Below are 25,349 nucleotides of genomic sequence, written 5' to 3'. Positions count from 1 at the left end.
GCATCGGCGGCGTTGCGTCCGCCGTTGGAAATCTGGCCAGTCTCGTCGGCTTCCAGACGGGCACCTGGCTGGATTCGCTCAAGCAGGCTAGTTACGGCGGGGTGCCATTCGGAATCGAATCTGTTCGGACCTCGGTCGGCAGAAAGCAGGCTATCCACAATTACCCGTTTCGCGATGATGTATGGGTCGAGGATCTGGGTAAAAAGGGGAGGCAGTTCGAGGTTCTTGGCTTCCTGGTCGAAGACGATCTGATCACCAAGGCTGGCCCGGTCATCGCGCAGCGCAACCAGTTGCTGCAAATCTGCGAGGCACCTGGGAACTGGACCCTCGTGCACCCGACGCTGGGCACGATCAAGAACGTCGCGTGCCTGAGCGTGGAGACGATGGAGCGCGTCGACCTCGGTCGCGTGTTCGAGATCCGGCTGACGCTGATCGTTTCCGGTGATCGGATATTCCCGAAGGCGACCATCTCGACCGGCGACGCAAGCATCAACAACGCTTCGTTGAACGGCATCGCAGCGCTGGTCGATTTCGTAAGGACTACGGCGAGCGCAATTCAGGCCGGCGCCGCAATCGTGCGGCAGGCGGTTTCGACGGTAGTCGGCTGGTATCAACTGGGTGTGACCGCCATCAACGATGTAAAGCGCGTGATCGGCACGGTCTCGACGCTGTTTGGCAACTTCGGGCGACTGTTCGGGGGGGGCAATAACGGCTATGCCGGCGCGAACGTGAGGGCGTCTCCGAGTACGACAGCCGACGATTTGCTGTCGGCCGCGACTGCAGCGCGCGCTTCGGTTGTTGCCGCCGGGGCAGCTCTGCAAGCCGCGGCGTCGAATCCGTCAGATTCAGCAGCACTCGGTGCTGCGGCGCAGTCGTTCATTTCGACAGTTGCCGCTGCTGCGACTGATCCGGCTGACGCCGTGCGCATGATCAGTTCGCTGGCGCAATATTCACCGTCGCCCGTGACCACGCCCGGCCAGATCGGATCGTCCATGAGCGTTATGCAGGTGGCGCTCGCCGCGCTGTTGCGGCGGTATGCGCTCGCGCAACTCGCCGTGACGCTGACGACATACCAACCTGCCTCGCAGGATGACGCGAACACTACGCTAGCCAACACTGTGAGCCTGCTCGATGCGGAGATCGCGACGGCGGGCGACGCAGGCGATGATGGTACGTATCAGGCGTTGCGAACCCTGCGGCAGTCGGTCATTGCTGATCTCGCTGCGCGCGGCGCCGATTTAGCCTCGATCGCGACGTTCAAGTTTCAGGCGCCACTTCCATCGCTGGTGCTTGCGAACCGAATCTATCGTGATCCGACGCGTGAGCCTGGACTCGTACAGCAGATTGACCCACGACACCCGGCATTTTGCCCAACGACATTTCAGGCCCTTGCTAGCTGATGAGTGATGACATCACCCTTAGGGTGTCGACGTGTACGCGGAACCCTAATTCAGTGCCGGGACAACCCACGTACACGATCTCGAACACCCGAAACATCACGGGGTGGCTTGGGATCCGTCTGTCTCGCGGCATCGAGCGGTGCCCGTCCGATTTCGATGTGTCGTTCACCGAGCCTTACCCGGGCGTGTCGGAAGTGATCGTGCAGGAAGGCGATCAGGTCGATGTGCTCCTCGGCGCCGACGTTGTGCTGTCCGGCTTCGTCGATCGCTACCTGCCGAGCTACAACGCGCGCGAGCATACGATCCGGATCACCGGCCGGAGCAAGTGCCAGGACCTCGTCGACTGCTCGGCAAAGTGGACTGGCGGCCAGCTTCTGAATATGCCGCTGCTGAAGATTGCGCAAAACCTCTGCAGCGTCTACGGCATTCCAGTTTCGCTTGCCGACGGCGCGAATCAGGGAGACCCGATTCCGCAGCTGAACATCATGGTCGGCGAGCCGATCTATGACGTGCTCGAGCGGCTCTGCCGGTTCCGCGCGCTGTTGCTGTACGACCAGCCAGACGGAAGCCTGCTGCTTTCCGGAATCGGCACCCAGCAAGCCGCGTGCGGATTCGAGGAGGGCGTCAATGTTCAGGCAGCCAGCGCGATGTTCGGCATGGACGGACGGTTTTCGGACTACGACGCAGTGCGCCAGAGCCTAGACACGTGCGAGGACGTGGGCGACGGCGGCAACCTGATCGCAAGCGTGCAGGATCCGACGGTGCCGCGGCTCCGGTACCGCGCGATCGTGGCTGAGTCGGTGTTTGGCGGGCAGGACGTCGCGGCACAGCGCGCGCAGTGGGAAAAGGCGCGTCGCTACGGCCGCTCTTATGCGGTGCGCGTGTCAACGGATAGCTGGCGGGATTCAGCCGGCAAGCTGTGGACGCCAAACACGCTGGTGCCGATCAATCTGCCGGGGCTGAAGCTGAAACCTCAAACGTGGCTGATCGCGGACGTGACTTATAAGCGCGATGCGAGCGGGACGAATGCCGATGTGGTGATCATGCCGCCGGAAGCCTTCTATCAGGAGCCGATCATCCTCAATCCGATCGCGCCCGACGTGAACATGGTGAATTGATGGACTCCATCTCGATCGAGCGGCTCTTCATGCGGCTGCGCGGATTGTTTGGGCGCGGCCGTGTGACCTACGTCGACGACTCAGGGCCGATTCAGAAAATGCAGGTTCGAGCGAATGGGCTAGTAACCTCGGATAACCGCTTTCGGTTTGCTGATTTCGGCTTCACGTCCTATCCGCCCTACGGTTCGGACGTCGCTTACGGCGCCATAGCTGGTGATCCGGGAAACGTTGCGGTGATTGCAACGAACCACCAGCAGTCACGCCCGACGGGCTTGTCCGCTGGCGAATCGATGCTGTACAGCCAGGACGGCAAGTACGTCTATATGACCGCGAGCGGTGGAATCGTCGTCGAGGCCAAAGGGCAGGACGTCGTAGTCAACGACGCGCGGAATGTGACGTGGAACCTGAGTGGGAAGCTCAAGATCGTCGCACCTGGCGGAGTCGAGATTGATACGCCAGAAATCACGACGCCCGGCGACATCATCGACAACTCAGCAACAAACCTGCACACGATGGCCCAGATGAGGTCGATCTACAACAGTCATACCCATCCGGTTCCTAATGTTCAGCTCGGAGGACCGGGCACCACAACGAGCGGCCCGAACCAAACCGAATAGCGCTTAGCGCTCAACGTCTCAGCCCGCCACGCGCGGGCTTTTTTATGCCCGAGCGAAATGGCCGACGCAACGATTTCTTGGGACGCCGCGAACAACCGCGGGGATTGGTCCATGTCCGGCCCCTTGCTGACGACCGGCAACGATCTCCAGACGGCAATCATCATAAGCATCTTTTCCGATCGCATGGCACAGCCCGGCGACGTGATTCCGGATGGTTCAGGCGATCCGCGCGGCTGGTGGGCGGATGACACGGTTCCTATTGGCTCGCGTCTCTGGTTGCTGCGGCGCGCGAAGCAGACGAAGGAAACGCTGCAGAAAGCCTACGACTACCTGGCCGAGGCCCTGCAGTGGATGGTGGATGACGGTGTCGTAGGCCGCTTCGACATCAGCACGCAGTGGGTGCGCACCAGCGTTCTCGGCGCGCAGATCACCGCATACAAACCCGACGGCACTTTATTGACGACGGGCCGCTATACGTGGGCCTGGGAAGGAATCAACTGATATGCCGTACGCACGACCAACACTCACGCAATTGCGCGCGCAGGTGGCCGCTGACATTCAGTCCGGTCTTCCGGGATCGGATCCGCTGCTACGCTTTTCCAGCCTCAACATCCTAGGCACGGCTCTCGCAGGACTCGCTCAGCTCCAATACGGATACACGGACTGGGTAGCAAAGCAGTCGAATCCTTTCACCGCTGAGGAAGAGTTCCTCGAAGCGTGGGCTGCCCTCAAGAATGTGTTTCGCGAGGCGGCGACGCAGGCTGGCTCGACGGTGCCAGGACAGATCACGTTCGCGGGCACGAACGGAACTCCTCTGCCGATCGGTACGCCGATCGCGCGCGGCGACGGTGTCGGCTTCACGACGACCTCAGCCGGTGTCTGGTCCGGCAGCAACGTGACCGTCAATGCAGTCGCGAATGCGGATCCGTCCGGCCTGACCGGCGCGTTTGGCAATTGCGCCATCGGCACGGTCATGACGTTGGGCACGGCGATCGCCGGCATCAACTCGACCGGCTCCGTGTCTGTGGCATTTACCGGCGGAGCGGACGTCGAGAAGGACGACAGCCTTCGCGCCCGGATGCTTCAGGCTTATCAGAACACACCGCAGGGCGGGGCGCAAAACGACTACGTGACGTGGGCGCTGCAGGTCAACGGCGTTACGCGCGCTTGGTGCAATCCGAACGGTTTCGGCGCAGGCACCGTCGTCGTGTACACGATGTTCGACGTGACCGAGGCGGCCAACAACGGATTCCCCCAAGGCGTTTCTGGGGTGGCCGCGCTCGAGCCGCGCGGCACGCCGGCGACGCTCGATCTGCTGACGGTTGCGAACTGGATTTTCCCGCTGCGGCCGGCGACAGCGCTCGTGTACAGCGTGGCACCGACGCAGCAGGTAGTCAATTTCACGATTACCGGCACCAGCAGCTTCACGACGGCGATGAAGTCGGCGATCGCGTCGGCGATTTCTGGTGTGTTCGTTCTGTATGGCTCTCCACTCAGCACGGCGGCCGGCCAGAACGGGGTAATCGATCTCTCTTATATCGAGTCGGCAATCGCTGCGATCTCGGGAACGCAGGGCTTTGTAATTACGTCGCCAACCGCAAACATCGTCGGGACCACTGGCCAGCTTCCAGTGCTCGGAACGATCACATGGCTCCCATAAATGGCTGCTCCGAACTATCAGGCATCAGATTTCCTGAAGGCGATTCAGGCGCTCATGCCGCGCGGTCTCGCGTGGCCTCGGGACCCGACGTCAGTGATGGCGCAGGCAATGTCCGGCCTTTCGCCGACATGGGCGAGACATACTGCCAGAAATAACAACTTGCTGGTAGATGCATTTCCGAAAACTGCCGTCGAGTTGCTTCCCGAATGGGAATCGGCACTGGGTCTGCCAGACCCATGCGCAGGACCGGCACCCACGGTGGCTCAGCGGCAGGCCCAAGTCGTCGCGCGCTTCGCGGGGTCAGGCGGCCAGTCGGTTCCGTACTTCATCCAGTATGCCGCGCTGCTTGGCTACACCGTGACGGTGACCGAATACGTGTCGGCGCGAGTAGGGCAGAGCCGGGTCGGACAACCAGTCTTCCGGCTCGGCCCCCAATGGTCCTTCGTCTGGCAGATCAATGCGCCGCTCAACACGATTACGCAGTCGAAAGTTGGGACGGCACGCGCAGGCGATCCGCTCGCGAGCTGGGGAAACGCCGTCTTGCAGTGCGAGCTGAATGAAGTAATTCCGGCCCACACGATTCTTATTTTTGCCTACACCTAAGAGGCTCTATGTTTCGAATTGATGATCCGTCGGCAGCCACGAGCCTTCCCGCTCCCGAGGCAGCTGGAACAGAAGGGTATTGGACCGAAGGCAACCCGGCGAGCGGGACGCCCGCGACGCTCGAGCGCGCGTCGTGGTTCAACATGATCCAGGAAGAATTGTGCTCTATTCTGGCGGCGGCCGGCATCACCCGTGCAAAGACCAGCTACAACCAGGTCAACGCAGCGCTGCAGAAGATGTATGCGCCGATTGCCGGGGCGGCACGGAATCTTTCTGCATTGCTGGCGGCGCAAGGTGCAAGCGTTGCGTTTACAGCAGACGAGTTGGTGATCAAGACGGCGCTGGGCGGGCAGTCTTTTGTCGTTGGCTCATTCAACAAGACAGTCAATCTCAGCGGCTCCGGCATTGGTGGTGTTGTCGGCACGACTCCAGCGGTGAACGGGTTCGCGGCGATCTATGCTGCTTATGGCTTGGTTGCTGGCGCTGGAATTTTCGCCACCGATGCGAGCGCTGCAAAAGCGCCCGAGATTTATGCTGGTTCACTCCCGAGCGGCTATACCGCGAGTCAGCTGATTGGCATTGCCCCGATGAGCGCGACTGCTGGACAGTTTGCTCCGTTCTCGCAGACGGACCGGCGCGTCGGGGTAATTACAAGCAACATCGTAACGGGCTCAACGTTCACCGGATCGGGATATTTCTCGTCCACCCTGATCCCATTCAACGCGCGCTTTGTTGGCGGTGGTGTTCAGCTTGGAAATGCATCTGGATCTGCCGTATCTTCAATCAGCGTTACTATGGCCGATGGCCCGATTGGCGGGCAAACTCCGGTTTCTCAGACGGTTCCTATAGCATCTTCGATTGCGGCTGGATTCCGTGTTGCAGTAACGTTGGCGCAAAATCTCTACCGTATTGTCTCGGCGAGCGGTGGCACTCCGTCACATAACATCACCATCTCCTATTTCGAGTTCTGATCATGGTCATGTACGCTGTTTTTAATGATGAGGCAAAGACTACGATCGCAGGCCTATATGATTGCCCTCAGTCAGACGATTGGGCTCCGTATCAGGACGAAGTTACTGCGGCAGATCCCCGATACAAGTTGTTTTACGACGGGTTGCTGCCGCAATATCGAGAGATGATCCCCAGCCCGGTGGCATCCGACTAATGCTCTATTGAAGCAACTTTGCGACGATCGGCTGAAGCATGGCGTACTCGCGCTGTGTCTTGATTTGATACAGCGAGTCGTAGGGATGCACGCAGTCGGTCAGCATTGCCTGCCAATTTGGGAGCGACTTGATGTAGTCGTACTGCGCGATGAGCGTTACACCTTGCTGCGCGGCTACGTCCCGCAATACAGAAAGGTATGCCTCGACATTGGGATACGTCGGACTGCACACCGGATTGGGCTCTTCAAGAACTGGCAACTTGCCCATATTCCGCACCCTCGTGATCCACGACAAAAGGCCGGCTCGATAGTCATCTTGCGAGAGCCTCAAGGAATCGTTGATCTCAAAATTGGATAGAACAAGCGCCGAATTGTTGGTTGCAAGCCGGCTAGCGAGTGGCGTCGTATAACGTGGGGCGAGTCCATTCAGGGCGTCTAGCACCGTAGCGCCGCCCGCTGCGCTGTTAATCACGGTCACGTTCGCACCGAGCATGCCTTGCAGTAGCGCCGGAGGATTGTTCGCCGTTCTCGACACTACGCCGTTAATGACTTGCGTTCCGTAGAACGTCGAATCTCCTTCTGCATCGATCACGACGGTCTTAGGTACCGATTGCGTCGTCTGGGCAACCGGCGGAGTCGATCCACCACCTCCGCCACCGGAGCCGCTGCACGCCATGACAAGCATGCCTAGAACCGATACGCATAACCCTTTTGCCATAACCCCACTCGCGTTTTTTTTATTCCAGCGCGAGATGATACATGGCGTGCGGTTTAGGGCTTCTGCTCTCCATCGGGCGCCGGGGAGTCGGGGTTCAAATCGATCGTTGCTCCGACTCGGCGCATGCGTTGTAGTACTCGCTCGATGGTCTGGGCGTCCAGTTCCAAGCGCGCCATCGCAAAGAACAGCATGTGCGCGCCGAGCTCGCGCTTGTTCTTGGTGTCGTCGGATTTGGATGTGTACCGGCGAAATGCGCGATTCCCAGCGACGCCAAACAGTTCCGCCATCTGCGCGCCGTCTAGACCGAGTTCCTTCTTGAGGCGCTCGATGTCTTCCGGCTGAGGGGGCTTGTAATGCATGTCCGGAGATTCCAAGTGCGCGAAAAGGCGCACGAAAGCAGGCTTTCATGATCGTTTCTATCGGGATGTCGGACCGCGCGGAAAGCGAGGTGCCAGTACGATCAGAATAGGACCAAAGGTCCTACCAGTCAAGCGGAATCATCACAACACAGCCCTTGAATTTCGTCGTCAATGAGCTAGGCCATTACGCCACGCCGGGGTGTAAATCGCGACAAGATTACTCTCTGGGCGGGAATCTCTATCAGATGGTGGGCTGCTGCAGCGACCGCGATTGCCGCCAACCAGTACAACGCGGCCTTGGCTGCAACCGGATAGTCCGGCGCCATATAACCGTGGTCCTCCGCGTACCGCAAGACGAGTTGGTGCATCATGTATAGAGCAAAACTGATCTTGCCAAGGTAAATGAGAAGCCGGGCTTGGAGAAGGCGAGACAGGGCGCCTCCTTCCAGTGCGAACACGGCTATCAATAGGGTAAAAAGAACGCCCACACCGCAATTTGAAAGCCAGATTGCAACGGGCTTGATCGGATGGAACGGTAAGTCCGAGACGAATTTGAGGTCTGCCACCCAGATTGCGGACGCGACAATCAGAGCGGTGCCAATCTCGAGCGCGCTCGCGCGCCAACCACCTTCGATGACGCTCCGAAGCTTGCCTCGCAATTGATAGGCTGCAATGCCCATCATGAATTCACTCAGCCTTGTGATGGGCGAAATGTATGCGGACCACAGCATCAACGGGCGTCCCATGTTCTTAAAGGCAAGCAACATTGCAGCCGTGACGAGGACGGTTGCTGCTAGTTTGACTACCCAAGTGGCGTTCACACGCCAAATCAGTAATGGGAAAACTGCATAGAAAAAGGCCTCATCGGACAAGCTCCACGAGACGCCGTTCAACGAGAAATACGTGGTGATGTCCGATGACCAAGCATGCAACAGCAGCACGTTAAGGATCGCGTCTTCGCCGCGCACTGAGCCGCCTTCAAAATGGATTAGCCACAACGCCGCGGCAGCGCCAGCGAGGTGAAGCGGCCAAATCCGGGCAAACCTCTTGAGATAGAAGATGAAGAGATCCGACCTTGAAGTGATCGTTCGATGAGTGTGGGCGAGAATGTACCCTGATAGAACGAAGAAGAGGGATACGGCTTGCGTGAGCGCCAGGTGATCGGCGAGGCCGAAATAACCGAACTCACGTCGTGTGTGAAAAACGACCACCATTGCTGCAGCGAAAAACCGCAACGACGTCAGTGAATTGATTTGTTTAGCTGGCACTGGCAAGGCTCCAAAAGATTTAGAGATATTACCAGTGTCGTAGCGGCCACCCTGATAGCCGATATTTCACCATCGGCACGTCGACTCGGGATCGACTAGCTGATTAGCGGTCCGCATCGTAGCGGGTTGGAAGCCATTTTTTAGAAGCTGTTGCGAAATTAGTTAAACATTGGCTTGAGACGTGTCCAGCAAATTAAGGCACAAGCCAGAGACAGGAAGGCTTCATGGATATGGGCATAACGTTCGTAGCGAATTTTCAGGCGTCGAAACGAGTGAAGCCATGCAATCGAACGCTCGACTGGCCAGCGCGTTTTGCCGAGACCACTTCCATGGGGCGAGCCAATTTTTGCGAGCACCGGCGTGATGCCGCGTTCTCTCAAACGTTGCCGATGTGGTTCGGAACTGTAGCCCCGGTCGCCCTGAACGATTTGTGGTTTATGCAAGGGGTGCCCCCGCTTGCCTCTGATGTGCGGAATTGCCTCAACCAGCGCATCGAGTTGGGTAATGTCGTGGCGGTTCGCTGCACTCAGGATGACCGCGAGCGGGATGCCTTGCGCGTCGACGATGAGGTGGTGTTTGCTGCCGAGCTTGCGCCGGTCCGTGGGATTCGGGCCGGTTTTTTTCCCGCCAGCACGGCGCGAATCGATGAACTGTCCACGAGCGCGCGCGACAAATCGATTTCGCCACGACGACGCAGTTCGGCCAGCAGCGTTTCGTGGATGCGTTGCCAGACGCCTGCTTCCTGCCATGCGACGAGCCGTCGCCAACAGGCAGTGCCTGAGCCGCACCCCATCTCCTGCGGCAGGAGATTCCACGCAATGCCTGAGCGCAGTACGAACACGATGCCCGTCAGTACAGCGCGGTCGGGTGTTGGCTTGCGCCCGGCATATTGCCGATTGCGAGGTGCTCGCGCAGGCAGAAGTGGTTCGATGAGTGACCACAGTTCGTCGTCTATGAGTTCTTTAGACATCGCTTCCTGTCAGGCAAAACAAGACAGAAAGTTAACACCAAGCCAGAAAAGTTAACAGCCCCAGAACTTAATTTCGCAACAGCTTCTTAGACCTCGAGAGTGCCGACTTCTCGCTTGTTTTTTCTCGGACTCGCTCCGGCCTCGGCGCTTTTCATCTGAACACCGATCCATTTCCTGGTGATGTGATCCGGCGTGGCCGGTTGCCTTCGTGCACCAGATTCATCGTCAGGCGGCAGTGATCAAACTCACGTTGCTCTATTCCTCAATCAATGCCTTGTTGATGCTCTCGTAGTTGACTTGCAGGGGCTCACATCGCTCAGCGCATCGCCCACGAAGGACTCAGTGCGGATCTTCCTGTCCCGCGTATCGCTCGTCTGTCAGTATGCCCCGAACTGGTTCGGGAGGGCCTTGCAATGGGGGGGGGGTGAGTGACCCCGCGCGTCTTTCATCTATCGCGGCGAGCATCGCCTTGATCGTCTCAATGAGTCTTTCGATTTGAAGGAGCCGTTTGTGCTGCCTATATTGCATATTCTATGCGATACTTCGTAGTGCAAAATAATGTAGAGAACAACAATGAAACTCTGGACGGCTTGGTGGGACGCGATCTGGCTGCTACGCCCAGCGTTTTCTCGCCTGCGCAGCTTCATGTGGTTCGCAACTGTCGTCGCTGGCTTGACTGTGCGCACCGAGTTGCTGGGCGTGACCAGCATCGTGCGGGCTCTCAAACTGCGGCCAGCCCTGTACAACAAGCTGCGTGACAGCCTGCATAGCGACGCCGTGCAGCTCGATCAGCTTTCAGCGCTGTGGACCCAGACGGTGCTGCGCCTGTTCCCTGACCCGCTACGCGTCAATGGCCGACTGGTTTTGGTCGGCGATGGCATCAAGGTGGCCAAGAGCGGCAGGAAGATGCCCGGCGTCAAGCTGCTGCATCAACAGTCCGACTCCAACACCAAGCCCGAATACATCATGGGGCACTCGATGCAGGCGGTCAGTATGCTTGTGCGGGCCGCCCAGAGCGTCTTCGCCGTACCGCTGGCCGTGCGTATTCACGAAGGTCTGGTGTGGTCCAACCGCGATCGGCGTACCTTGCTCGACAAGATGATCTCGCTGCTTGGCATCGTCTCGGTGCAGCAGCCGTTCTACTTCGTGGCCGATGCCTACTACGCTGCTGGCAAGATCGTCAAAGGCCTGCGCGATCGGGACAACCACCTGGTCACACGCGTGAAGTCCAATGCAGTCGCCTGTGCCCCGTACGTGCAGCAGGGACCGCGCAAACGGGGGCGTCCCAGGCGCTACGGTGAGAAGATCAAACTCAAATCGCTACTGGCTGATCCCCAGGCCTTGCAATCCGCCCCCAGTCCGGTCTATGGCGAGCACAATGTCACCATTCACTATCGGGTCTGCGATCTGCTGTGGCCGGCGTACGGTCAGCTGGTTCGCTTCGTGGCAGTGACTCACCCAAGCAGGGGTTCGTGTCTGCTGATGTGCACCGACCTCAGTCTGGATGCCGTCGAGATCATCCGCCTGTATGGATTGCGCTTCAAGATCGAGTACAGCTTCAAACAGGCGGTGCATCGGATCGGCACATTCGCGTACCACTTCTGGATGCAGGACATGAAGCCGCTCGCCCGCCGAAACGGCGATCAATACCTTCATCGCGAGTCACTCGAGTACCGCAACGCCGTCAAGCGCAAGATCCACGCGTACCACGTCTTTATGCACGCTGGCATCGTCTGTCAGGGACTGCTTCACTATCTGGCAGCGGTGTTCCCTTCACAGGTCTGGAGTTCCTTTGGATCCTGGCTGCGCACTATCCGCCCCGGCATCCCTCCATCGGAGTTGGTCGTCGCCAACGCACTACGTCAATGCCTGCCCGAATTTCTCGTGAATAGCGCCAAAACCCATTTCTTCGCAAAATTCATCGCAGAAAGGCAGGACCCCGACACATTCGAGATGTTCCGCCTGGGCACATAGCCGAAAAACCACGCCTGAATTCGGCACTCTCGAGTTAGACGATCACGTCCGAAAATCGTCAAGCAGCAAAACAACGATTCGACCAACAGCCGCCTCTGGGCGGCTTTTTTCATTTCCGGGGCTTGAATGGATTACACCGCCGTCGTTGAAGTTGGCTGTGCTGGTTTTGCTGTCGTCAGTGGTGTCTTCGGGTGGCTTTGGCAAAGGTCGGAAGGGCAGCGAGACCGGACCATGCAAGAGCACGGCGAAGCAATCAAATCGGTGGGGGATGCCCTCGCAGCTCACAAGCTTTACGTCGCTGAGCACTACGTCACGCAGACCGAATTGACCAAGGCAGTCGGCAGCCTCGAGCGCTCAATCGAGCGACTCATCGAGGCTGTCAATCAGAACTCGAAAGAGACGCGCGAAGGCTTTGCCGAGATCAATCGGCGCATTGACACAAAGGCGGACAAATGAATCTGACTGCTCCCATCGTCGCCGCAGGGTGCGGCTCGACCGCCATGCGCGCATCGCAGTGGGTGCAGCCGCTTCAGGCAGCATGCGACAAATACGCGATTGCCACGCCGCTGAGCGTCGCCGCGTTCCTCGCGACCGTCGGCGTCGAGTCAGCGCGACTGGTCTTCACGAAAGAGATATGGGGGCCGACGCTTGCGCAGACCGCGTACGAGCCGCCGTCGAAGAAGGCGAGCGAGCTGGGCAACACGCAGCCTGGCGACGGCCTCCGATTCTGCGGCCGCGGCTTGGTGCAGATCACGGGGCGTCGGAATTACATGCTTGCGGCGCTCGGCCTCGATCTCGATCTGATCCATCACCCGGAACTGCTCGAGCAACCCGCGAACGCCGCGCTGTCTGCCGCCTGGTACTGGTCCAACCGCAAGCTGAATGCGCTCGCGGATGCGGGCAATTTTCTCGGCGTGTCGCGCACGGTGAACCTCGGCAGTGCGACGTCGAAGGCAACGCCGAACGGCTATTCAGAACGGCTGGCGCTGTATGGCGCGGCGAAGAAGGCCCTCGGCATCATCTGACTTCTGCACCCACTCACTTTCGGGCCCGCTTCGGCGGGTCGCTTTCGTTTACGGATATGACCGACGTTACCAAAATCCACGAAGAGAAAGAGACGTTGACCGTCGACGTCAACATTCCTGGCCACGAGCCGCGCAAGACGACGTCGTTGTTCGAGCGGACGCGCAAAGAATTGATCGCGCGCGACGGTGGTCGCTGCTTCATCTGCAACGCGACGGCTGAGGAGAGCGGTCATCCGCTCGAGGCGCATCACCACCCGATCGAGCGCTCGTTCGCCGAAATGATCGACTGGGAGCGCTTCAAGTTCGACGCGCAGGCCGGCGTGTGGGGTGAAGCGATCAAGGCATTCGACTGGGACCACTTCACCGACTGGACCCAGTTCGTCGACGACATGACCGTCAACGGCATGTTGCTTTGCAAGGCGCATCACATCGGGAAAGACGAAGGCATGCATGCGCTTCCGTTTCCGATCTGGATCGCACAAAAGTACGGCAAGGAGGGCTATCAGTTCTCGGCTGCCGAAGTCATCCACCACGCAGTGTAGGAGCATCCATGGCTCAAAACTCAGCAGTCGTCACCGGCGGCGTCGCTATCTCGACCGCCACCCTCATGCCCGCAGTCGAGTGGGCGCTTGCTTTGGCGTTTCACGTGCCGGTGCCGGCAAGTGTCTCAGCGCTCGTAGCCGGCGTGCTGGCTTCCGGCGCGCACGCCGCGCTCAACTACATTGCCGCGCGCGTCGCCGCGAAGCAGTCCGCCACTTCCGCGCAGTAACCGTCTTGCCGCGATCGCGGCACTATCCGAAGGAAAATCCATGAAGAAGCTCATGCTGCTTGCGGCAGGCCTTGTCCTGTCCGTCGCTTTCGCTGGTTGTGCGGCGCCGAGCGCCGCGCCCCAGACGCCTGCTCAACTCGTCGCCACGCTGCAGGTGAAGGCGCAGAAGGTCTGCACCGTCAGCGTTCCTTTCCTCGCGTCGATGTCGGCCATGAAGTCGCAACTGTCCGTCGATGCACAAGGCTACCTGGCTACGGCCTCGGACAAGGTCAATGCGGCTTGTGCGACGCTGGAGAGTGCCAGCTCGAGCGCGTCCATCCCGCCGATCTCGACGGCCAATATCGGCGCGTTGATCAATGACGGCGTTCCTGCGCTCATCAAGGTGATCGACGCGTCGGGATGGGATCAGAAGACCAAGGATGCTGCCGAGATCGCGCTCACGGCCGCGCAGCTTGCTGTATCGTCCGCGCTTGCGAACTACTCGGCCGTGCCGGCGGCGATCGCGCCCGATCCGGCAAGTGGAGCAGTCGCATCGTGAGCGCATTCCTGACAGAACTGCAGGTCGAGCTGGTAAGCGACTCGACGAACGGCGGGCGAGGGACGTGGCGTCTGGCTGCGCCGCTCGTCTATAAGTCGGATGTGGCAAAGCTGACGTTCACGGTGCCGGCCGGTTTCGAGACGGACTTCGCCTCGGTGCCACGGACGCCGGTCGCGTTCCTGCTGACGGCCGACAGCGCTCATGAGGCATCGGCCGTCCATGACTGGCTGTACTTGGAGCATGCGGTGCCGCGCGATGTTGCGGATGCGGTCTTGCGCGAGGCGTCGCTGGTGAGCGGCGTGCCCGCGTGGCGGGCAGCCTTGATGTATTGGGGCGTTCGCGCGTTCGGCTGGTCGCATTGGGGCAACGGGCCCGCGACCACGTAAGAGATGTTCGAGCGTTACCGGCAGTGGCGTTGCTGGCACTGCCGATATTCCGAGTCGCGCCCAATGGCGCACATTAAATAACAGTGATCTCTAGGCGCTTTCCGAGTGCTGCCAGCGCCTCGGCAATCGTGTCAATCTTCGTAGTGTGTTCGAGGTTGACGATGCGATTCACATCCTGAGGACGCGTATCCAGCCGTCGGGCAAGCTCCGACGGCGTGACCTTCTGCGCCAGCATCTCGTTGAGCAGCAGGATCTTCGCTGACGCGCTGGCGGGCAGCGCGACCAACTCCTCTCCCTTCTTCGCTTTCGACGGCGCAGGAACTGGGCGCTTGTCCTCAAAATAAAAGTCCATCGCCGTGAGCAATGCATCAGCAGCCATAGAGCGAGCCTCTTCGAGGGAATCGCCCTGAGTGATTGCCTCCGGAATATCCCGGAACGTAACGACGAACCCGCCGCTGTCAGGCTCAAATACAGCCGGATAAGACAACATATCGCACTCCATTGCGTATGAGAAACGGTGCGGGAAAGCCCCTTTCGGGGCTACCCCTTACTTCAGTCCAAGTTGTTTGAGAATCGCCCGCCTGGTTCCATCCTTCAGTTCCTTGCCGGGGTGCCTCGGTACGGTGGTCTGCTTTCCGTTGTAGTAGGCCTTCCAGTGCTTCTTGCCGTTCTCTACTACCACGCCTTGCTCTTCCAACCACCGCTTAAACTCTTCCTGTTTCACCATCCCTCCGTGTTGTTGAACAAGTGTTTATATTAAACACTAATGTTTAAACACACAAGAACTTTCTCAACATTTTTGTTTATTAATTCTCCCCGTTCCCGTCCTGGCTCATCGCCTTCGGCCATTTTTTCGCCACTCTTCGAGCATCCGCATCCGCTCTTTCGACGATGAATGCCCGCGCCGAGTCAGTAGGAGAGGAGCGCGGCTACAGCGGCGCCAGGAAGAAGCTGCGGCTCTGTCTGATTCCATGCGCAAGCTTTTACGAGCCGAGCTACGAGACGGGAAAGGCGGTGCGTTGGGCGGCCGGCCTTTCGCCATCGCGGGACTCTGGCGCGCGTGGGAGGATCCGGACGGCGCTTCTCTCTCGTTCACTATGCTGCCGGTCAACGCTGACGGGCATCCGCTCATGAAGCGGTTTCTCCGGCCCGGCGACGAGAAGCGATCGCTCGTGATCCTACGACCGGAAGAGTGCGACGACTGGCTCGGCGCGCGCAGCACCGATGGGGCACGGTCGTTCGTCAATCTATTGCCGGCCGAAGAGATGTTTGCCGAAGCCGCGCCGAAGGCCGCGAAAAATCCTGCGCCAAAGCTGGACGACGATGCTCAAGCGTCGCTGCTTGGCTAGCAAAGTCGCGCTGATGTACGAATGTACAGCGTATATCGTTTGGCGTACCGGAGGCAGGGTCGGTCAGAGGTTGCTGGCGGTTGAAGGTTCGCCCAAGAATCATAATCCTTACTAATGTTACAATCGAAAGAATTCGTAATACTGGCCGGATAACGCCCGGCAATCGGGCGATGACACACCAAAATGCCGGACGCATTGCCGGTCTCGACGGCCTCCGCGCACTCTCTGTTCTGGCGGTCTTTCTGTCTCATACCGGTCTTGCGGGCGTCGATGGTGGCTTCATCGGCGTCGATGTCTTTTTCGTCCTCAGCGGCTTCCTGATTACACGTCTGCTGGCGGCTGAGTATGCGCGCGCACGTCGCATTAGCCTGGCCGCCTTCTACGGTCGACGGGCGCGGCGCCTCTATCCCGCCTTGTTCGGCGTGCTGGCTGCGGTAGCGATTTACTGTTCGATGTTCGAGCCTCGCCTGAGCGGGCCTCTGGAAGTATTGCCGGCGCTTCTCTACGTAATGAACTGGGTTCGCGCCTTCGGCGGGTACGACGCCGTTCTGACCGGGCACACCTGGTCGCTGGCGATCGAAGAGCAGTTTTATCTGCTATGGCCGCTTATTCTGTTGGGGCTGATGACACTTGACCGGCGCCGCGCGCTCATTGGGCTCGTGGCGATCGCGCTGGCGATCTGCGGATGGCGCTACTGGTTGTTTTCCGTTGACCATGTTTCGCTCGCGCGGATCTATTCGGGTTTCGATACCCACACCGACGGTCTTATCTATGGCGCGTTGCTCGCGCTTCTGAGCCATGAGCGCGTGCGGCAGTTGGGCTATCTGTGGCCGGTCGGCGCGGGGTACTTGTGTTTGGCGTTGTTCAATCCGCACGTGGTCGGGTTCGCAGTGAATCCGCATGGCTACGCCGTCACGGCGATTGCCGCCGCGCTGGTGATCGCTCGAGTGGTGACGGCTCAGTCGTCGCTGTTGGTTCGAGGGCTCGACGTGTCGCCGCTTGCAGGGCTCGGTCGCGTCTCGTACGGCTTCTATCTGTGGCATTACCCTGTGATTCACGTGATGCTCTATGCAGGTCACGATCCAATCGCGGGCTTCTTTGGCGGCTTCTCGCACCCGAAACTGGCGATGGTCGCATCGACCTTCGCCGTCTCGCTCGCGTTCACGCTGGCATCATGGTTCGTGATCGAGAAACCGGCTATGCGGCTGCGGTTCCCGCGTCGGCCTAGCCCGGAACGTCGACTCCAAACACATTGACGACGAACGAACGCATCAGCGCGACGAGCGGTGTCGCGCCTGACGCGTGATCTGCCTGGAATCCGTCGTCGAGCGAACCGATAAGGCGTATCCCATTGCGACCTGCGCTCATGCGGTCTATGACAGCACCGGCCGCGCCCCAATCGGTTGAGTAAGGCGGCACGACGCCCGGGCCGCTGCCGACCGGATAGTCTCGTGGGTCGTAATGTGTCTGGGCTCCGGCGCTTACTGGATCGAAACGCTTGCTGCGATCGATGGGCGTTTGCAGCGCACGCGATACCCAGTAGTCGAGCAAGGTGCCTTCCAGTTTCTTTGTTTTCATATTGCCCGCCAGCTTTATGGCGTCATTACTGATCTGAGCGCCTGATTATAAGGAATTGCGGGGTTTGAGTCTCCGGCTACCTGTCAGGTGCAGTCCAGGCTAATACAGATCAATACTAGAACCACTTGATCAGCTACGGCGTGCTGTAAGCAGATCCGCCACCCCCGCACGCATGGCAATTTTTAGGATATATCCACGAGTGTAGTCGACGCCAACCCGCTGACGGATCGCGATGCGCAAACGCGCGTTCGTCCAGTGATCAGCGTCTATGCCGTGTGCTCGCGGCGACTCTTTCAGTGTGGCTGCGACCCATGCCAGCACTTCGTCATTTATCGTCAGCCGCTTCTTCTCCGTGCGCGGCTTTGGCGGACGTATCCTATGCTCCAGCCCAAGCTTTCCGACGATGGTCCTTATATAGCCGTCGGAGTGGTAAATGCCGAACTTTTCCATGATCAGCCTCTTAACATCCCCGGTCCTCCACAGTTCGGTTTCGTAACCGTGCGCGGTAGGTTTGTCTTCCAGTTTGTCACGTAACCAGTCAAGATCGCCGGCGGAAAGTGCCGCCTGCTTCCCGGATGGCTTGAGCTCGTCTACAGCGTCAACCCCACCGGCGTTCACCATGGATCTGTATTTTCGAACCGTGGGCACGCCGATGCCGAGCGTTTTGGCCACGTGCTCGACACTGCTTCCATGCAGCAGCATCTTCGCAGCGCGCGTTCGGCGAGCAGCATAGATGCCGGCCGGAGATTTCTTGGCAGTGCCGGGAGATGCCTTACTTGACGATGAGTAGCCGAGCCGGTAGGCGAGGCCGTAACTCCGCACGAGGTAACCAACGTGCGACGCTGAAAACCGAATGCCAAGGCGCCGAAAGATTACCTCTCTTAGCTGGCTGGTGGTCCAGGTCGGCCCCGGATAGCCGTGAAGACTGGGTGAATGTTTGATTGCGCTGACCAGCCAACTCTGCGATGCGTCATCCAATCGCGGGCCCGGCCCGTGGATGGGAAGAGGAGCCAGGGCCTCAGGGCCGCCTCTCTCGACCAAGTTCTTGTATTTGCTCACGGTCGGACGGCTCAGTTGAGCTTCTCTTGAGACCTCGCAAACCCCCACACCATTCAAAAGGAGCTTGATGGCGAGCGCCCGTCGTTCTGCAAGGGGGAGATCGTCTTCCTGTTGATATGACTCCCCGTGTCAATAGGGTGGGTTTTAAATCTTATTCATAGGCGTTTTTGAATTTCCTGAGGGCGACGTAGCAGTAAATCTCGACGGCGGATCACGCTGATATTCGCGGATTGGGTACCGCATTACAGAGGTCCGTGTCATGAGCCTGCCGCTTTCTTGCCACACAAGTCGGCCTGATGCCGTTGCCAAACAGGAACGCGGATTGCTCAGATACCGGGCTACGCCGCCTTCAGGAAACTCGCAGTGTGTGAGGTGTTGGGTGGAAAAACTCGTTACGCAGGCTGTTCGCTTTGCGGTACCGCCAGGGTCATCCCCATTCGGCCGATGTCCCAGATGAACGCGGCAAGTTCACGGGCCACAGCAATGATTGCAACTTGCCGGCTCTTTCCTCTGGCCACGAGCCTGCGATATCGGCCACACAGGCGTAGCTGGGCATCCCAGGCCCGATCGATAATGGGCTTGGGTATGCCTTCCTGCCGGCTCTGTATGTCTTTGCTCACGCGCGCCGGATGCTGGTAGCTCCAGGCTGATTCAACCAGCAGCTTTCTTGCATAGCTGTTTCCGGCCTTGGTGATACTGCCCTGGCGCCGTTTGCTACCTGATGAATGTTCCGACGGCGTAACGCCCAGCCACGCCATCAACTGCCGCGGGTGTTCAAAGCGCGACAGATCTCCGAGTTCGGACACCAGTCCCACCGCCGAAGTGAACTGGATGCCGCGCATCGCCTGCAACGCCAGTACGACCGGATAGAACCGCCAGCTAACGACAGCTTCGTGCAGCGCTGCCTCCAGTCGGTCACACTGCGCAAGGCGATCTTCGATGGTGCGGCGGTGTTCGTTGAACGCCAGTTGCTGCCACGCACTATCGAACGAAAGGGTACTCAGCCACCGCCGGTGCGCGGGCCCCCAGTTCGCCAGACCGCAGTAACGTACGCCGTGGGAAAGGAGGAAAGACTTCAATCGCTGCCTGGCCTGTTTCAGATCGTCCCGGCCGGACGACCACGCCCTGGCCAGATCGCGAAACGCCTCGTCTTCCACGGTCGGCACATGCACTGCGGATAGATCGCCGGCTCGCAGCGAACGCACCAGTTTGAACGCGTCGCGCCGGTCGGTCTTGACGCGATCACCGGGCTTTCTCGGAATCAGCGATGGCGCACACACCATGCAATCGAAGCCTTTCTCGACGAGCCGGCGATTCAGTCCGTAACCACAAGGACCTGCCTCATAGACAACGTGAACATGCCTGGCCTTGGATTGCAGTCGCTTGCATAGACGATCGACTTCCATGTGTGTCGTGCCGATCTTGCCGAACAGTTCAACTTCGTCCAGGCCCATCGCGTAGGCAACCGTGATCGAGTCTTTGTGAACGTCCAGCCCAACGTATAACGTGCTATCCTGGCTCATGCTGGCCTCCGTGTCGGAAACAAACCGTCGAGTGGTGGCTCCGGCCACACTCTTGCGGCTCTGGCAGCATGCTAACCCGCGATTCACTTCCCCACGGTGGCCAGCCTCGCTGCCCGGGGAGTCATACTGACTTGCCCATTGTCTTGTGCAATGAATGATTGATATGTCGCGTCGCGGTTCCACGGCCAATGATTACGCTTCCGATGGACGGGCGCAACCCCCCATCGGGTGCGCGCGGCCGACGGCTTATAGTGCAACTAACATCCCATCCTCTATTCGAGAAGAGTCAGAGCGACGCCAGGGATCGCGATGTCAACTGACAGCGATCAGCATACCCATTATCGAATGGCCGCCTACCGGAGCACTTCTAACTCTGTGCAAAATACGCTGAGTTCATCGCATTAAAGGATGAATGGCGCGATGGGCTCGTCGTCATAGGGCGCCCAAATTGCCCGGGATCTCTCGCCGGGCGATAGGGACAACCGCCGTTGCATCGTACTAGGTGAGAAGCAGGAACACTGTTTTCATGACCGTGCCTGGTCGGAGAGATAATCCGCCCATTGCTGCATCATCCTTCGACGCTCCGGCAGATACTCGGCATGAACGTAGGCGGCCGTCACCTGATTCCGCTCGGCGTGTGCTAACTGGCGATCGACAACATCGCGGCTGTAGCCCAGCTCGCGCAATACCGTAGCGGCAAGCCCGCGAAAACCGTGGCCGGTCATGCGCGATTTATAGCCCATGCGATATAGGGCGAAGAGCATTGTGTTATTCGAGATCGGCTTCCGGCCTTGCACACTGTAGAAGAGGTGCCGCTCAGCGCCGTTCAACTTCTTCAGTTCGTCAATCACTTCTAGCGCCTGGCGCGACAGCGGCACGATGTGCGGATCGCGCATCTTCATGCGTTCCGCTGGAATTCGCCATTCCCGAGCCTTCTCGTCGATTTCCGTCCACTCGGCGTTGATCATTTCAGTCGTGCGCACGAACGTCAGGGCCATAAACAGAAGCGCGAGTTGCGTCACGCGATCGCCAGAGTAGGCGGCGATGTCCTTCATGAGTTGCGGGATTTCCACCGGCTTCACTCGGGCCATGTGTTTGACGCCGGCGCCTTTCTTCAGCACGGTCTCGGCGTCGATGTCCGCAGCCGGGTTGCGCGAGCATCGGCCTGTCATGATGCCGTACTGGAAAACAGCGCGGGATCGCTGGAGTACCCGCTTGGCCGTCTCGCGTACGCCGCGGGCCTCGATCGCTCGCACGATTTCCAGCATATGCGGCGCTTCGATGTCTCCGATCGGCTTGGCTCCGATCTTTGGGAAGGCATCGACTTCCAACGAATTGATCACTTTGCCGGCGTAGACCTCGGTCCAGCCGGCTTTTTGCGACTCGAACCACTCGCGAGCGACCTTTTCAAACGACGATGCGGCTTCCAGCGCGCGGACACGCTTGATTTCTTGCTTCTGTGCCGATGGATCGATGCCTTCGGAGAGCTGCTTCCTGGCGGCAAGACAGGCTTGGCGCGCGGCGGCGAGTGACACTTCGGGATAGACGCCGAAGGCGGCGCGCTTCTCCTTGCCGTCGAACCGGTATTTCATCCGCCAGTAGCGTGAGCCGTTGGGCATCACTTCAAGGTACAGGCCTTTGCCGTCAGCGAGCCGATAGGATTTGTCCGTCGGCTTGGCCTTGCGAACTTGCATCTCTGTGAGCGGAGCTATTTGCTTGGGCATGGCGTGGGGGCATCGATTTTTGGGGCATAAGGGGATGTCCCCACTGATGCCCCCAACTAATCTGGGTTGTATTGGGCAAGCGTGGGCAATGATGGCAGCAAAAAGCCCCGCAGCGCAAGGCATGTGGGGCTTTTCTAGGCGAACTTGGGTGTTGCTGGGAAGCTAGTTGGTCCCCCTGACAGGAATCGAACCTGTATCTAGCGCTTAGGAGGCACTTGTTCTATCCATTGAACTACAGGGAGAGGACCAAACTGGAATGATCGCCGCAATCCCTCGACCGGACAAGGTCCGCGGGTTTCGGGCGAGACCAGATTCGCCAGCGAGCGCAGAGTATATCAAACACGCCCGGACGCGAGGAGAGCCGCAATCGCGCTGCGGCGCCGTCCCACCAAACAAAAGGCCCAGCAGGCATCACCCGCTGGGCCGCGCGTACCGCCGGCTAGCGCATGATTAACGCAGCGCTGCGGCAACCCGATCGACTCGCCTCAGAATTCCACCACCGCGAACTCGGCCTTGCCCACGTCGCACAGCGGGCAGCGCCAGTCGTCGGGAATCGCGGCGAAGCGCGTGCCAGGCGCGATGCCTTCCTCGGGCAGGCCTTCTTCCTCGTTGTAGATCCAGCCGCAAATCAGGCAGACCCAGCTCTTATATTCAGTCACTTCAATTACTTCGCTCACGACGCACTCTTTTCCAGTTCAATGCAAAGATCCGCCCAGTCTGCCCCTTTTTTGGGCACGGCGGCGACCCGCAATAGTACCGGAATTTGTCAATCCGGCAGAAAACTACCGATGCGGCGGCGCCGCAAAGCGCCCGCACGCGCCGGGGACAACCCGGAACCCGCTCGACGAACCGCGTCGCACACTGCGTGTATGCTCTGATCCGCAGCCAGTCTTTTAGACCGGCGCGCCGGGGCGCCCGGCATGAATTGCGACGATCGGCCTCATGCCACTGAGCGCGCCGGCGTCGCCGACATGGCCCGCGCGTGACTCTCGTTTCCCAACAAGGAGAAAAAACGATGCTCAAAAACACATGGTTGGCTGGTGCGGTATTGGCCGGGTTACTCGCCGCCTCGGGCGCGGCGCAGGCCGCCAGCGTGTCGTTCGTCCAGCCGGCGGACGGCGCGACCGTCAGCAATCCCGTGCACGTGGTGTTCGGTGTCGACGGCATGAAGATCGCGCCGGCCGGCACGATGACGGAAGGCACGGGCCACCATCATCTGCTGGTGGACGGCAAGCCGTTGCCCAAGGGCGAGGTCGTCCCCGCGAACGACAAGTCGCTGCACTTCGGCAAGGGCCAGACCGAAACCGATCTGACGCTGCCGCCGGGCGACCACACGCTGACGCTGCAATTCGGCGACGGCGCGCATCGTTCGTACGGTCCGCCAATGAGCAAGACCATCACGGTGCACGTGAAGTAAGCCGCCGCACGAGACGGCCGGGCGCGCGCCATAGCGCGCCGGCCGGCTTCTTCGCCATACGCACCGGCTTTGTCCGCTTCCGGCAAGCCGGCCATTCGGCCTATCTCTTCCGGCACACAGGCAGCCGCCCGCGCGCCCGGTACAATGGGCAGTTCCGACTCATCGCTGTCTTCTCCAATTCTCCATGTCGCTTTACACCATTACCGGAGCCCAACTGGCCTTCGGTCACGTCGCGTTGCTCGATCACGCGGATTTCTCTCTCGAAGCGGGCGAACGCGTCGGGCTGATCGGCCGCAACGGCGCGGGCAAGTCGTCGCTGCTGAAGATCGTCGCCGATCTGACCAAGCCTGACGACGGCCTCGTCACGCGCCAGCAGAACCTGACCACGGTTTACGTGCCGCAGGAGCCGGAGTTCGACACGGACGACACGGTGTTCGACGCGGTCGCCGCCGGCCTCACGCACGCCCGCGCGCTGCTGGACGAATACGACGCGGTCGCCAACCAGCTCGCCGACGAGCCGGAAGGCGCGGAGCACGACGCGCTCATGGCGCGCATGAACACGCTGCAGTCGTCGCTGGACCATTCGGACGCCTGGAACTGGAGCACGCGGGTTTCGACCACGCTGCAGCAGATCGGCCTGAACGGCGAGGCGCGGGTGGGTTCGCTGTCGGGCGGCATGCAAAAGCGCGTCGCGCTGGCGCGCGCGCTGGTTGTGCAGCCCGACGTGCTGCTGCTCGACGAGCCGACCAACCACCTCGATTTCGACGGCATCCGCTGGCTCGAAGATCTGCTGGTCTCGTTGCGCGCAGGCCTGCTCTTCATTACCCACGACCGCGCTTTTCTCGACCGGGTCGCCACGCGCATCGTCGAACTGGATCGCGGGCGTTTGCTGTCCTATCCTGGCAATTTCAGCGCTTACCAGACCCGGAAGGCGCAGCAGCTCGAAGTCGAGCAGGTGGAAGCGGCCAAGTTCGACAAGCTGCTCGCGCAGGAAGAGGTATGGATCCGCAAGGGCGTCGAGGCGCGCCGCACCCGCAGCGTCGGCCGGATCGCGCGGCTCGTGGAAATGCGCAATCAGCGCGCGGAACGCCGCAACGTGCAGGGCAACGTCAAGCTCGACGTCGGGCAAGGTGAAAAGTCCGGCAAGATCGTCGCGGAATTGACCGACGTGACCAAGCGCTACGGTTCGCGCACGGTGGTCGACAACTTCACGGCCACCGTCATGCGCGGCGACAAGATCGGCTTTGTCGGTCCGAACGGCGCGGGCAAGACCACGCTGCTCAAGTTGATCCTCGGGGAACTGGCGCCGGACGAAGGCACGGTGCGCATCGGTACGAATCTGCAGGTCGCGTATTTCGACCAGATGCGCGCGCAGCTCGATCTGGAAAAGAGCCTTGCCGACACCATCAGCCCGGGCAGCGAGTGGGTCGAAGTCAACGGTCAGAAGAAGCATGTCATGAGCTATCTGGGCGACTTTCTATTCGCGCCGGAACGCGCGCGGTCGCCGGTCAAGTCGCTCTCGGGCGGCGAGCGTAACCGTCTGCTGCTCGCGCGCCTGTTCGCGCGGCCGGCCAACGTGCTGGTGCTCGACGAACCGACCAACGACCTCGATATTCCCACGCTCGAACTGCTCGAAGAACTGCTCACGGAATACGACGGCACGGTGCTGCTGGTCAGCCACGATCGCGCGTTTCTGGACAACGTCGCGACCTCGGTGATCGCGTCGGAAGGGGGCGGCAAGTGGCGCGAGTACGTCGGCGGCTTTACCGACTGGCAGATCCAGCGCGACCGCTCGCAGCAGATGGCGCTGGACGCGCAGAAAGAAGCCGGCAAGGAAGCCGGCAAAGACACGGCGCCCGCCAAAGACAGTTCCGCGGGCCGCAATACGCAGCGCGCCGCGAAGCTGTCGTTCAAGGAGCAGCGCGAACTGGAGGCGCTGCCGGAGAAGATCGCCGCGCTCGAAGCGGAGCAGAAAGCGATCGGCGCGCAACTCGAAGACGGGTCCGTGTTCGCCAAAGACGCGCAGGAAGGCACGCGTCTGACCGAACGCTACGCGGCGATCGACGAAGAGCTGCTGATCGCGCTCGAGCGCTGGGACGAGCTGGAAAACCGGCGCAAGTGAGACGTTG

The 25,349-nt window shown here is 60.0% G+C and carries 29 protein-coding genes, 1 tRNA gene and 1 pseudogene; 19 read left to right on the top strand and 12 right to left on the bottom strand.

Annotated elements, in window-relative coordinates; translation table 11 throughout:
* Nucleotides 1-101: 101 nt before the first annotated feature.
* From CJU94_RS19460 to CJU94_RS19430, 7 genes are read left to right on the top strand one after another with little or no spacing between them, the layout of a single operon-like run.
* The gene (locus tag CJU94_RS19460) at nucleotides 102-1,400 is read left to right on the top strand and encodes a DNA circularization protein (RefSeq protein WP_157763778.1); all 1,299 of its coding nucleotides are present in this window, start codon (nucleotides 102-104) and stop codon (nucleotides 1,398-1,400) included.
* Nucleotides 1,400-2,518, top strand: coding sequence for a phage baseplate assembly protein (locus CJU94_RS19455; RefSeq protein WP_341868354.1), 1,119 nt, complete (start codon nucleotides 1,400-1,402; stop codon nucleotides 2,516-2,518). The genes CJU94_RS19460 and CJU94_RS19455 overlap by 1 nt, the downstream gene beginning before the upstream one ends.
* Complete coding sequence (locus tag CJU94_RS19450; RefSeq protein ID WP_208645330.1) at nucleotides 2,518-3,135, top strand: phage baseplate assembly protein V; 618 nt, start codon at nucleotides 2,518-2,520, stop codon at nucleotides 3,133-3,135. The genes CJU94_RS19455 and CJU94_RS19450 overlap by 1 nt, the downstream gene beginning before the upstream one ends.
* 57 nt (nucleotides 3,136-3,192) lie before the next feature.
* Complete coding sequence (locus CJU94_RS19445) at nucleotides 3,193-3,636, top strand: phage GP46 family protein (RefSeq protein WP_095420087.1); 444 nt, start codon at nucleotides 3,193-3,195, stop codon at nucleotides 3,634-3,636.
* Between the two features lie 31 nt (nucleotides 3,637-3,667).
* Nucleotides 3,668-4,795 (top strand): baseplate J/gp47 family protein, encoded by a 1,128-nt coding sequence (locus CJU94_RS19440; RefSeq protein WP_244220879.1) that lies wholly within the window; start codon nucleotides 3,668-3,670, stop codon nucleotides 4,793-4,795.
* Nucleotides 4,796-5,398: a YmfQ family protein gene (locus CJU94_RS19435; RefSeq protein ID WP_095420085.1), complete on the top strand. Its 603-nt coding sequence runs from the start codon at nucleotides 4,796-4,798 to the stop codon at nucleotides 5,396-5,398.
* An 8-nt stretch (nucleotides 5,399-5,406) separates the two neighbouring features.
* A complete protein-coding gene (locus CJU94_RS19430; protein ID WP_095420084.1) occupies nucleotides 5,407-6,369 on the top strand; it encodes a hypothetical protein in 963 nt (320 codons plus the stop codon).
* 198 nt (nucleotides 6,370-6,567) lie between these two features.
* On the opposite strand, the gene CJU94_RS19420 is transcribed toward CJU94_RS19430, so the two are convergent.
* The 4 genes from CJU94_RS19420 to CJU94_RS19405 all read right to left on the bottom strand — a co-directional run bounded on the left by CJU94_RS19420 (nucleotide 6,568) and on the right by CJU94_RS19405 (nucleotide 9,878).
* Nucleotides 6,568-7,281 (bottom strand): SGNH/GDSL hydrolase family protein, encoded by a 714-nt coding sequence (locus CJU94_RS19420; protein WP_095420082.1) that lies wholly within the window; start codon nucleotides 7,279-7,281, stop codon nucleotides 6,568-6,570.
* A gap of 53 nt (nucleotides 7,282-7,334) precedes the next feature.
* Nucleotides 7,335-7,640: a transcriptional regulator gene (locus CJU94_RS19415; protein WP_095420081.1), complete on the bottom strand. Its 306-nt coding sequence runs from the start codon at nucleotides 7,638-7,640 to the stop codon at nucleotides 7,335-7,337.
* A gap of 176 nt (nucleotides 7,641-7,816) precedes the next feature.
* On the bottom strand, nucleotides 7,817-8,908 hold the full coding sequence (locus CJU94_RS19410) for an acyltransferase family protein (RefSeq protein ID WP_095420080.1): 1,092 nt from the start codon (nucleotides 8,906-8,908) through the stop codon (nucleotides 7,817-7,819).
* Between the two features lie 158 nt (nucleotides 8,909-9,066).
* Nucleotides 9,067-9,878, bottom strand: a protein-coding gene (locus CJU94_RS19405) for an IS5 family transposase (RefSeq protein WP_095417314.1) whose coding sequence is annotated in 2 segments (ribosomal slippage) — nucleotides 9,067-9,539 and nucleotides 9,539-9,878 — 813 coding nt in all. Because the reading frame shifts where the segments join, the coding sequence is not laid out codon by codon here.
* 573 nt (nucleotides 9,879-10,451) lie between these two features.
* Here CJU94_RS19405 and CJU94_RS19400 point away from each other — a divergent pair.
* From CJU94_RS19400 to CJU94_RS19375, 7 genes are all read left to right on the top strand, one after another.
* Nucleotides 10,452-11,852 carry a transposase gene (locus tag CJU94_RS19400; RefSeq protein WP_095417514.1) on the top strand — a complete coding sequence of 467 codons (1,401 nt, stop codon included), beginning with the start codon at nucleotides 10,452-10,454 and terminating at the stop codon, nucleotides 11,850-11,852.
* 126 nt (nucleotides 11,853-11,978) lie between these two features.
* Nucleotides 11,979-12,308: a hypothetical protein gene (locus CJU94_RS19395; protein ID WP_157763776.1), complete on the top strand. Its 330-nt coding sequence runs from the start codon at nucleotides 11,979-11,981 to the stop codon at nucleotides 12,306-12,308.
* The gene (locus tag CJU94_RS19390) at nucleotides 12,305-12,877 is read left to right on the top strand and encodes a glycoside hydrolase family 19 protein (protein ID WP_095420078.1); all 573 of its coding nucleotides are present in this window, start codon (nucleotides 12,305-12,307) and stop codon (nucleotides 12,875-12,877) included. Before CJU94_RS19395 ends, CJU94_RS19390 begins: the two co-directional genes overlap by 4 nt.
* Nucleotides 12,878-12,933: 56 nt before the next feature.
* A complete protein-coding gene (locus CJU94_RS19385; protein WP_095420077.1) occupies nucleotides 12,934-13,419 on the top strand; it encodes an HNH endonuclease in 486 nt (161 codons plus the stop codon).
* A gap of 8 nt (nucleotides 13,420-13,427) precedes the next feature.
* Nucleotides 13,428-13,646 (top strand): hypothetical protein, encoded by a 219-nt coding sequence (locus CJU94_RS19380; protein ID WP_095420076.1) that lies wholly within the window; start codon nucleotides 13,428-13,430, stop codon nucleotides 13,644-13,646.
* Nucleotides 13,647-13,686: 40 nt separating this feature from the next.
* Nucleotides 13,687-14,184, top strand: coding sequence for a hypothetical protein (locus CJU94_RS41580; RefSeq protein WP_208645329.1), 498 nt, complete (start codon nucleotides 13,687-13,689; stop codon nucleotides 14,182-14,184).
* Nucleotides 14,181-14,570, top strand: coding sequence for a DUF1353 domain-containing protein (locus CJU94_RS19375; protein ID WP_208645328.1), 390 nt, complete (start codon nucleotides 14,181-14,183; stop codon nucleotides 14,568-14,570). Before CJU94_RS41580 ends, CJU94_RS19375 begins: the two co-directional genes overlap by 4 nt.
* Nucleotides 14,571-14,643: 73 nt before the next feature.
* On the opposite strand, the gene CJU94_RS19370 is transcribed toward CJU94_RS19375, so the two are convergent.
* A complete protein-coding gene (locus CJU94_RS19370) occupies nucleotides 14,644-15,060 on the bottom strand; it encodes a type II toxin-antitoxin system HicB family antitoxin (RefSeq protein WP_095420074.1) in 417 nt (138 codons plus the stop codon).
* A 57-nt stretch (nucleotides 15,061-15,117) separates the two neighbouring features.
* Nucleotides 15,118-15,297 carry a type II toxin-antitoxin system HicA family toxin gene (locus CJU94_RS19365; protein WP_425272160.1) on the bottom strand — a complete coding sequence of 60 codons (180 nt, stop codon included), beginning with the start codon at nucleotides 15,295-15,297 and terminating at the stop codon, nucleotides 15,118-15,120.
* 164 nt (nucleotides 15,298-15,461) lie between these two features.
* On the opposite strand from CJU94_RS19365, the pseudogene CJU94_RS41820 reads away from it, so the two are divergent.
* The 3 genes and pseudogenes from CJU94_RS41820 to CJU94_RS19355 all read left to right on the top strand — a co-directional run.
* Nucleotides 15,462-15,515, top strand: a pseudogene (locus CJU94_RS41820) (hypothetical protein); the annotation flags it as partial.
* 26 nt (nucleotides 15,516-15,541) lie between these two features.
* Nucleotides 15,542-15,919: an SOS response-associated peptidase family protein gene (locus CJU94_RS19360; RefSeq protein WP_244220982.1), complete on the top strand. Its 378-nt coding sequence runs from the start codon at nucleotides 15,542-15,544 to the stop codon at nucleotides 15,917-15,919.
* 80 nt (nucleotides 15,920-15,999) lie between these two features.
* Nucleotides 16,000-17,175, top strand: a complete 1,176-nt coding sequence (locus CJU94_RS19355; RefSeq protein WP_157763775.1) for an acyltransferase family protein — start codon at nucleotides 16,000-16,002, stop codon at nucleotides 17,173-17,175.
* Here the strand turns inward: CJU94_RS19355 and CJU94_RS19350 are convergent.
* The 6 genes from CJU94_RS19350 to CJU94_RS19325 all read right to left on the bottom strand — a co-directional run bounded on the left by CJU94_RS19350 (nucleotide 17,144) and on the right by CJU94_RS19325 (nucleotide 22,480).
* Nucleotides 17,144-17,497, bottom strand: a complete 354-nt coding sequence (locus tag CJU94_RS19350; protein ID WP_095420071.1) for a phage protein NinX family protein — start codon at nucleotides 17,495-17,497, stop codon at nucleotides 17,144-17,146. The genes CJU94_RS19355 and CJU94_RS19350 overlap by 32 nt on opposite strands.
* A gap of 129 nt (nucleotides 17,498-17,626) precedes the next feature.
* Nucleotides 17,627-18,604 carry a helix-turn-helix domain-containing protein gene (locus tag CJU94_RS19345; protein ID WP_244220976.1) on the bottom strand — a complete coding sequence of 326 codons (978 nt, stop codon included), beginning with the start codon at nucleotides 18,602-18,604 and terminating at the stop codon, nucleotides 17,627-17,629.
* Nucleotides 18,605-18,948: 344 nt separating this feature from the next.
* Nucleotides 18,949-20,079 (bottom strand): IS110 family RNA-guided transposase, encoded by a 1,131-nt coding sequence (locus CJU94_RS19340; protein WP_095420069.1) that lies wholly within the window; start codon nucleotides 20,077-20,079, stop codon nucleotides 18,949-18,951.
* A 524-nt stretch (nucleotides 20,080-20,603) separates the two neighbouring features.
* Nucleotides 20,604-21,803 (bottom strand): tyrosine-type recombinase/integrase, encoded by a 1,200-nt coding sequence (locus CJU94_RS19335; protein ID WP_095420068.1) that lies wholly within the window; start codon nucleotides 21,801-21,803, stop codon nucleotides 20,604-20,606.
* 167 nt (nucleotides 21,804-21,970) lie between these two features.
* Nucleotides 21,971-22,045, bottom strand: a tRNA-Arg gene (locus tag CJU94_RS19330).
* Between the two features lie 243 nt (nucleotides 22,046-22,288).
* Complete coding sequence (locus CJU94_RS19325; RefSeq protein WP_074285028.1) at nucleotides 22,289-22,480, bottom strand: rubredoxin; 192 nt, start codon at nucleotides 22,478-22,480, stop codon at nucleotides 22,289-22,291.
* Between the two features lie 338 nt (nucleotides 22,481-22,818).
* On the opposite strand from CJU94_RS19325, the gene CJU94_RS19320 reads away from it, so the two are divergent.
* Nucleotides 22,819-23,220 carry a DUF4399 domain-containing protein gene (locus CJU94_RS19320; protein ID WP_095420067.1) on the top strand — a complete coding sequence of 134 codons (402 nt, stop codon included), beginning with the start codon at nucleotides 22,819-22,821 and terminating at the stop codon, nucleotides 23,218-23,220.
* Between the two features lie 184 nt (nucleotides 23,221-23,404).
* On the top strand, nucleotides 23,405-25,342 hold the full coding sequence (locus CJU94_RS19315) for an ATP-binding cassette domain-containing protein (RefSeq protein WP_095420066.1): 1,938 nt from the start codon (nucleotides 23,405-23,407) through the stop codon (nucleotides 25,340-25,342).
* Nucleotides 25,343-25,349: the final 7 nt, after the last annotated feature.

This window comes from Paraburkholderia aromaticivorans (genome assembly GCF_002278075.1).
GTDB classification, from domain to species: Bacteria; Pseudomonadota; Gammaproteobacteria; order Burkholderiales; family Burkholderiaceae; genus Paraburkholderia; species Paraburkholderia aromaticivorans.
The sequence above is the reverse complement of the archived record's forward strand: the minus strand, read 5'-3'. Positions and strand labels throughout refer to the sequence as shown.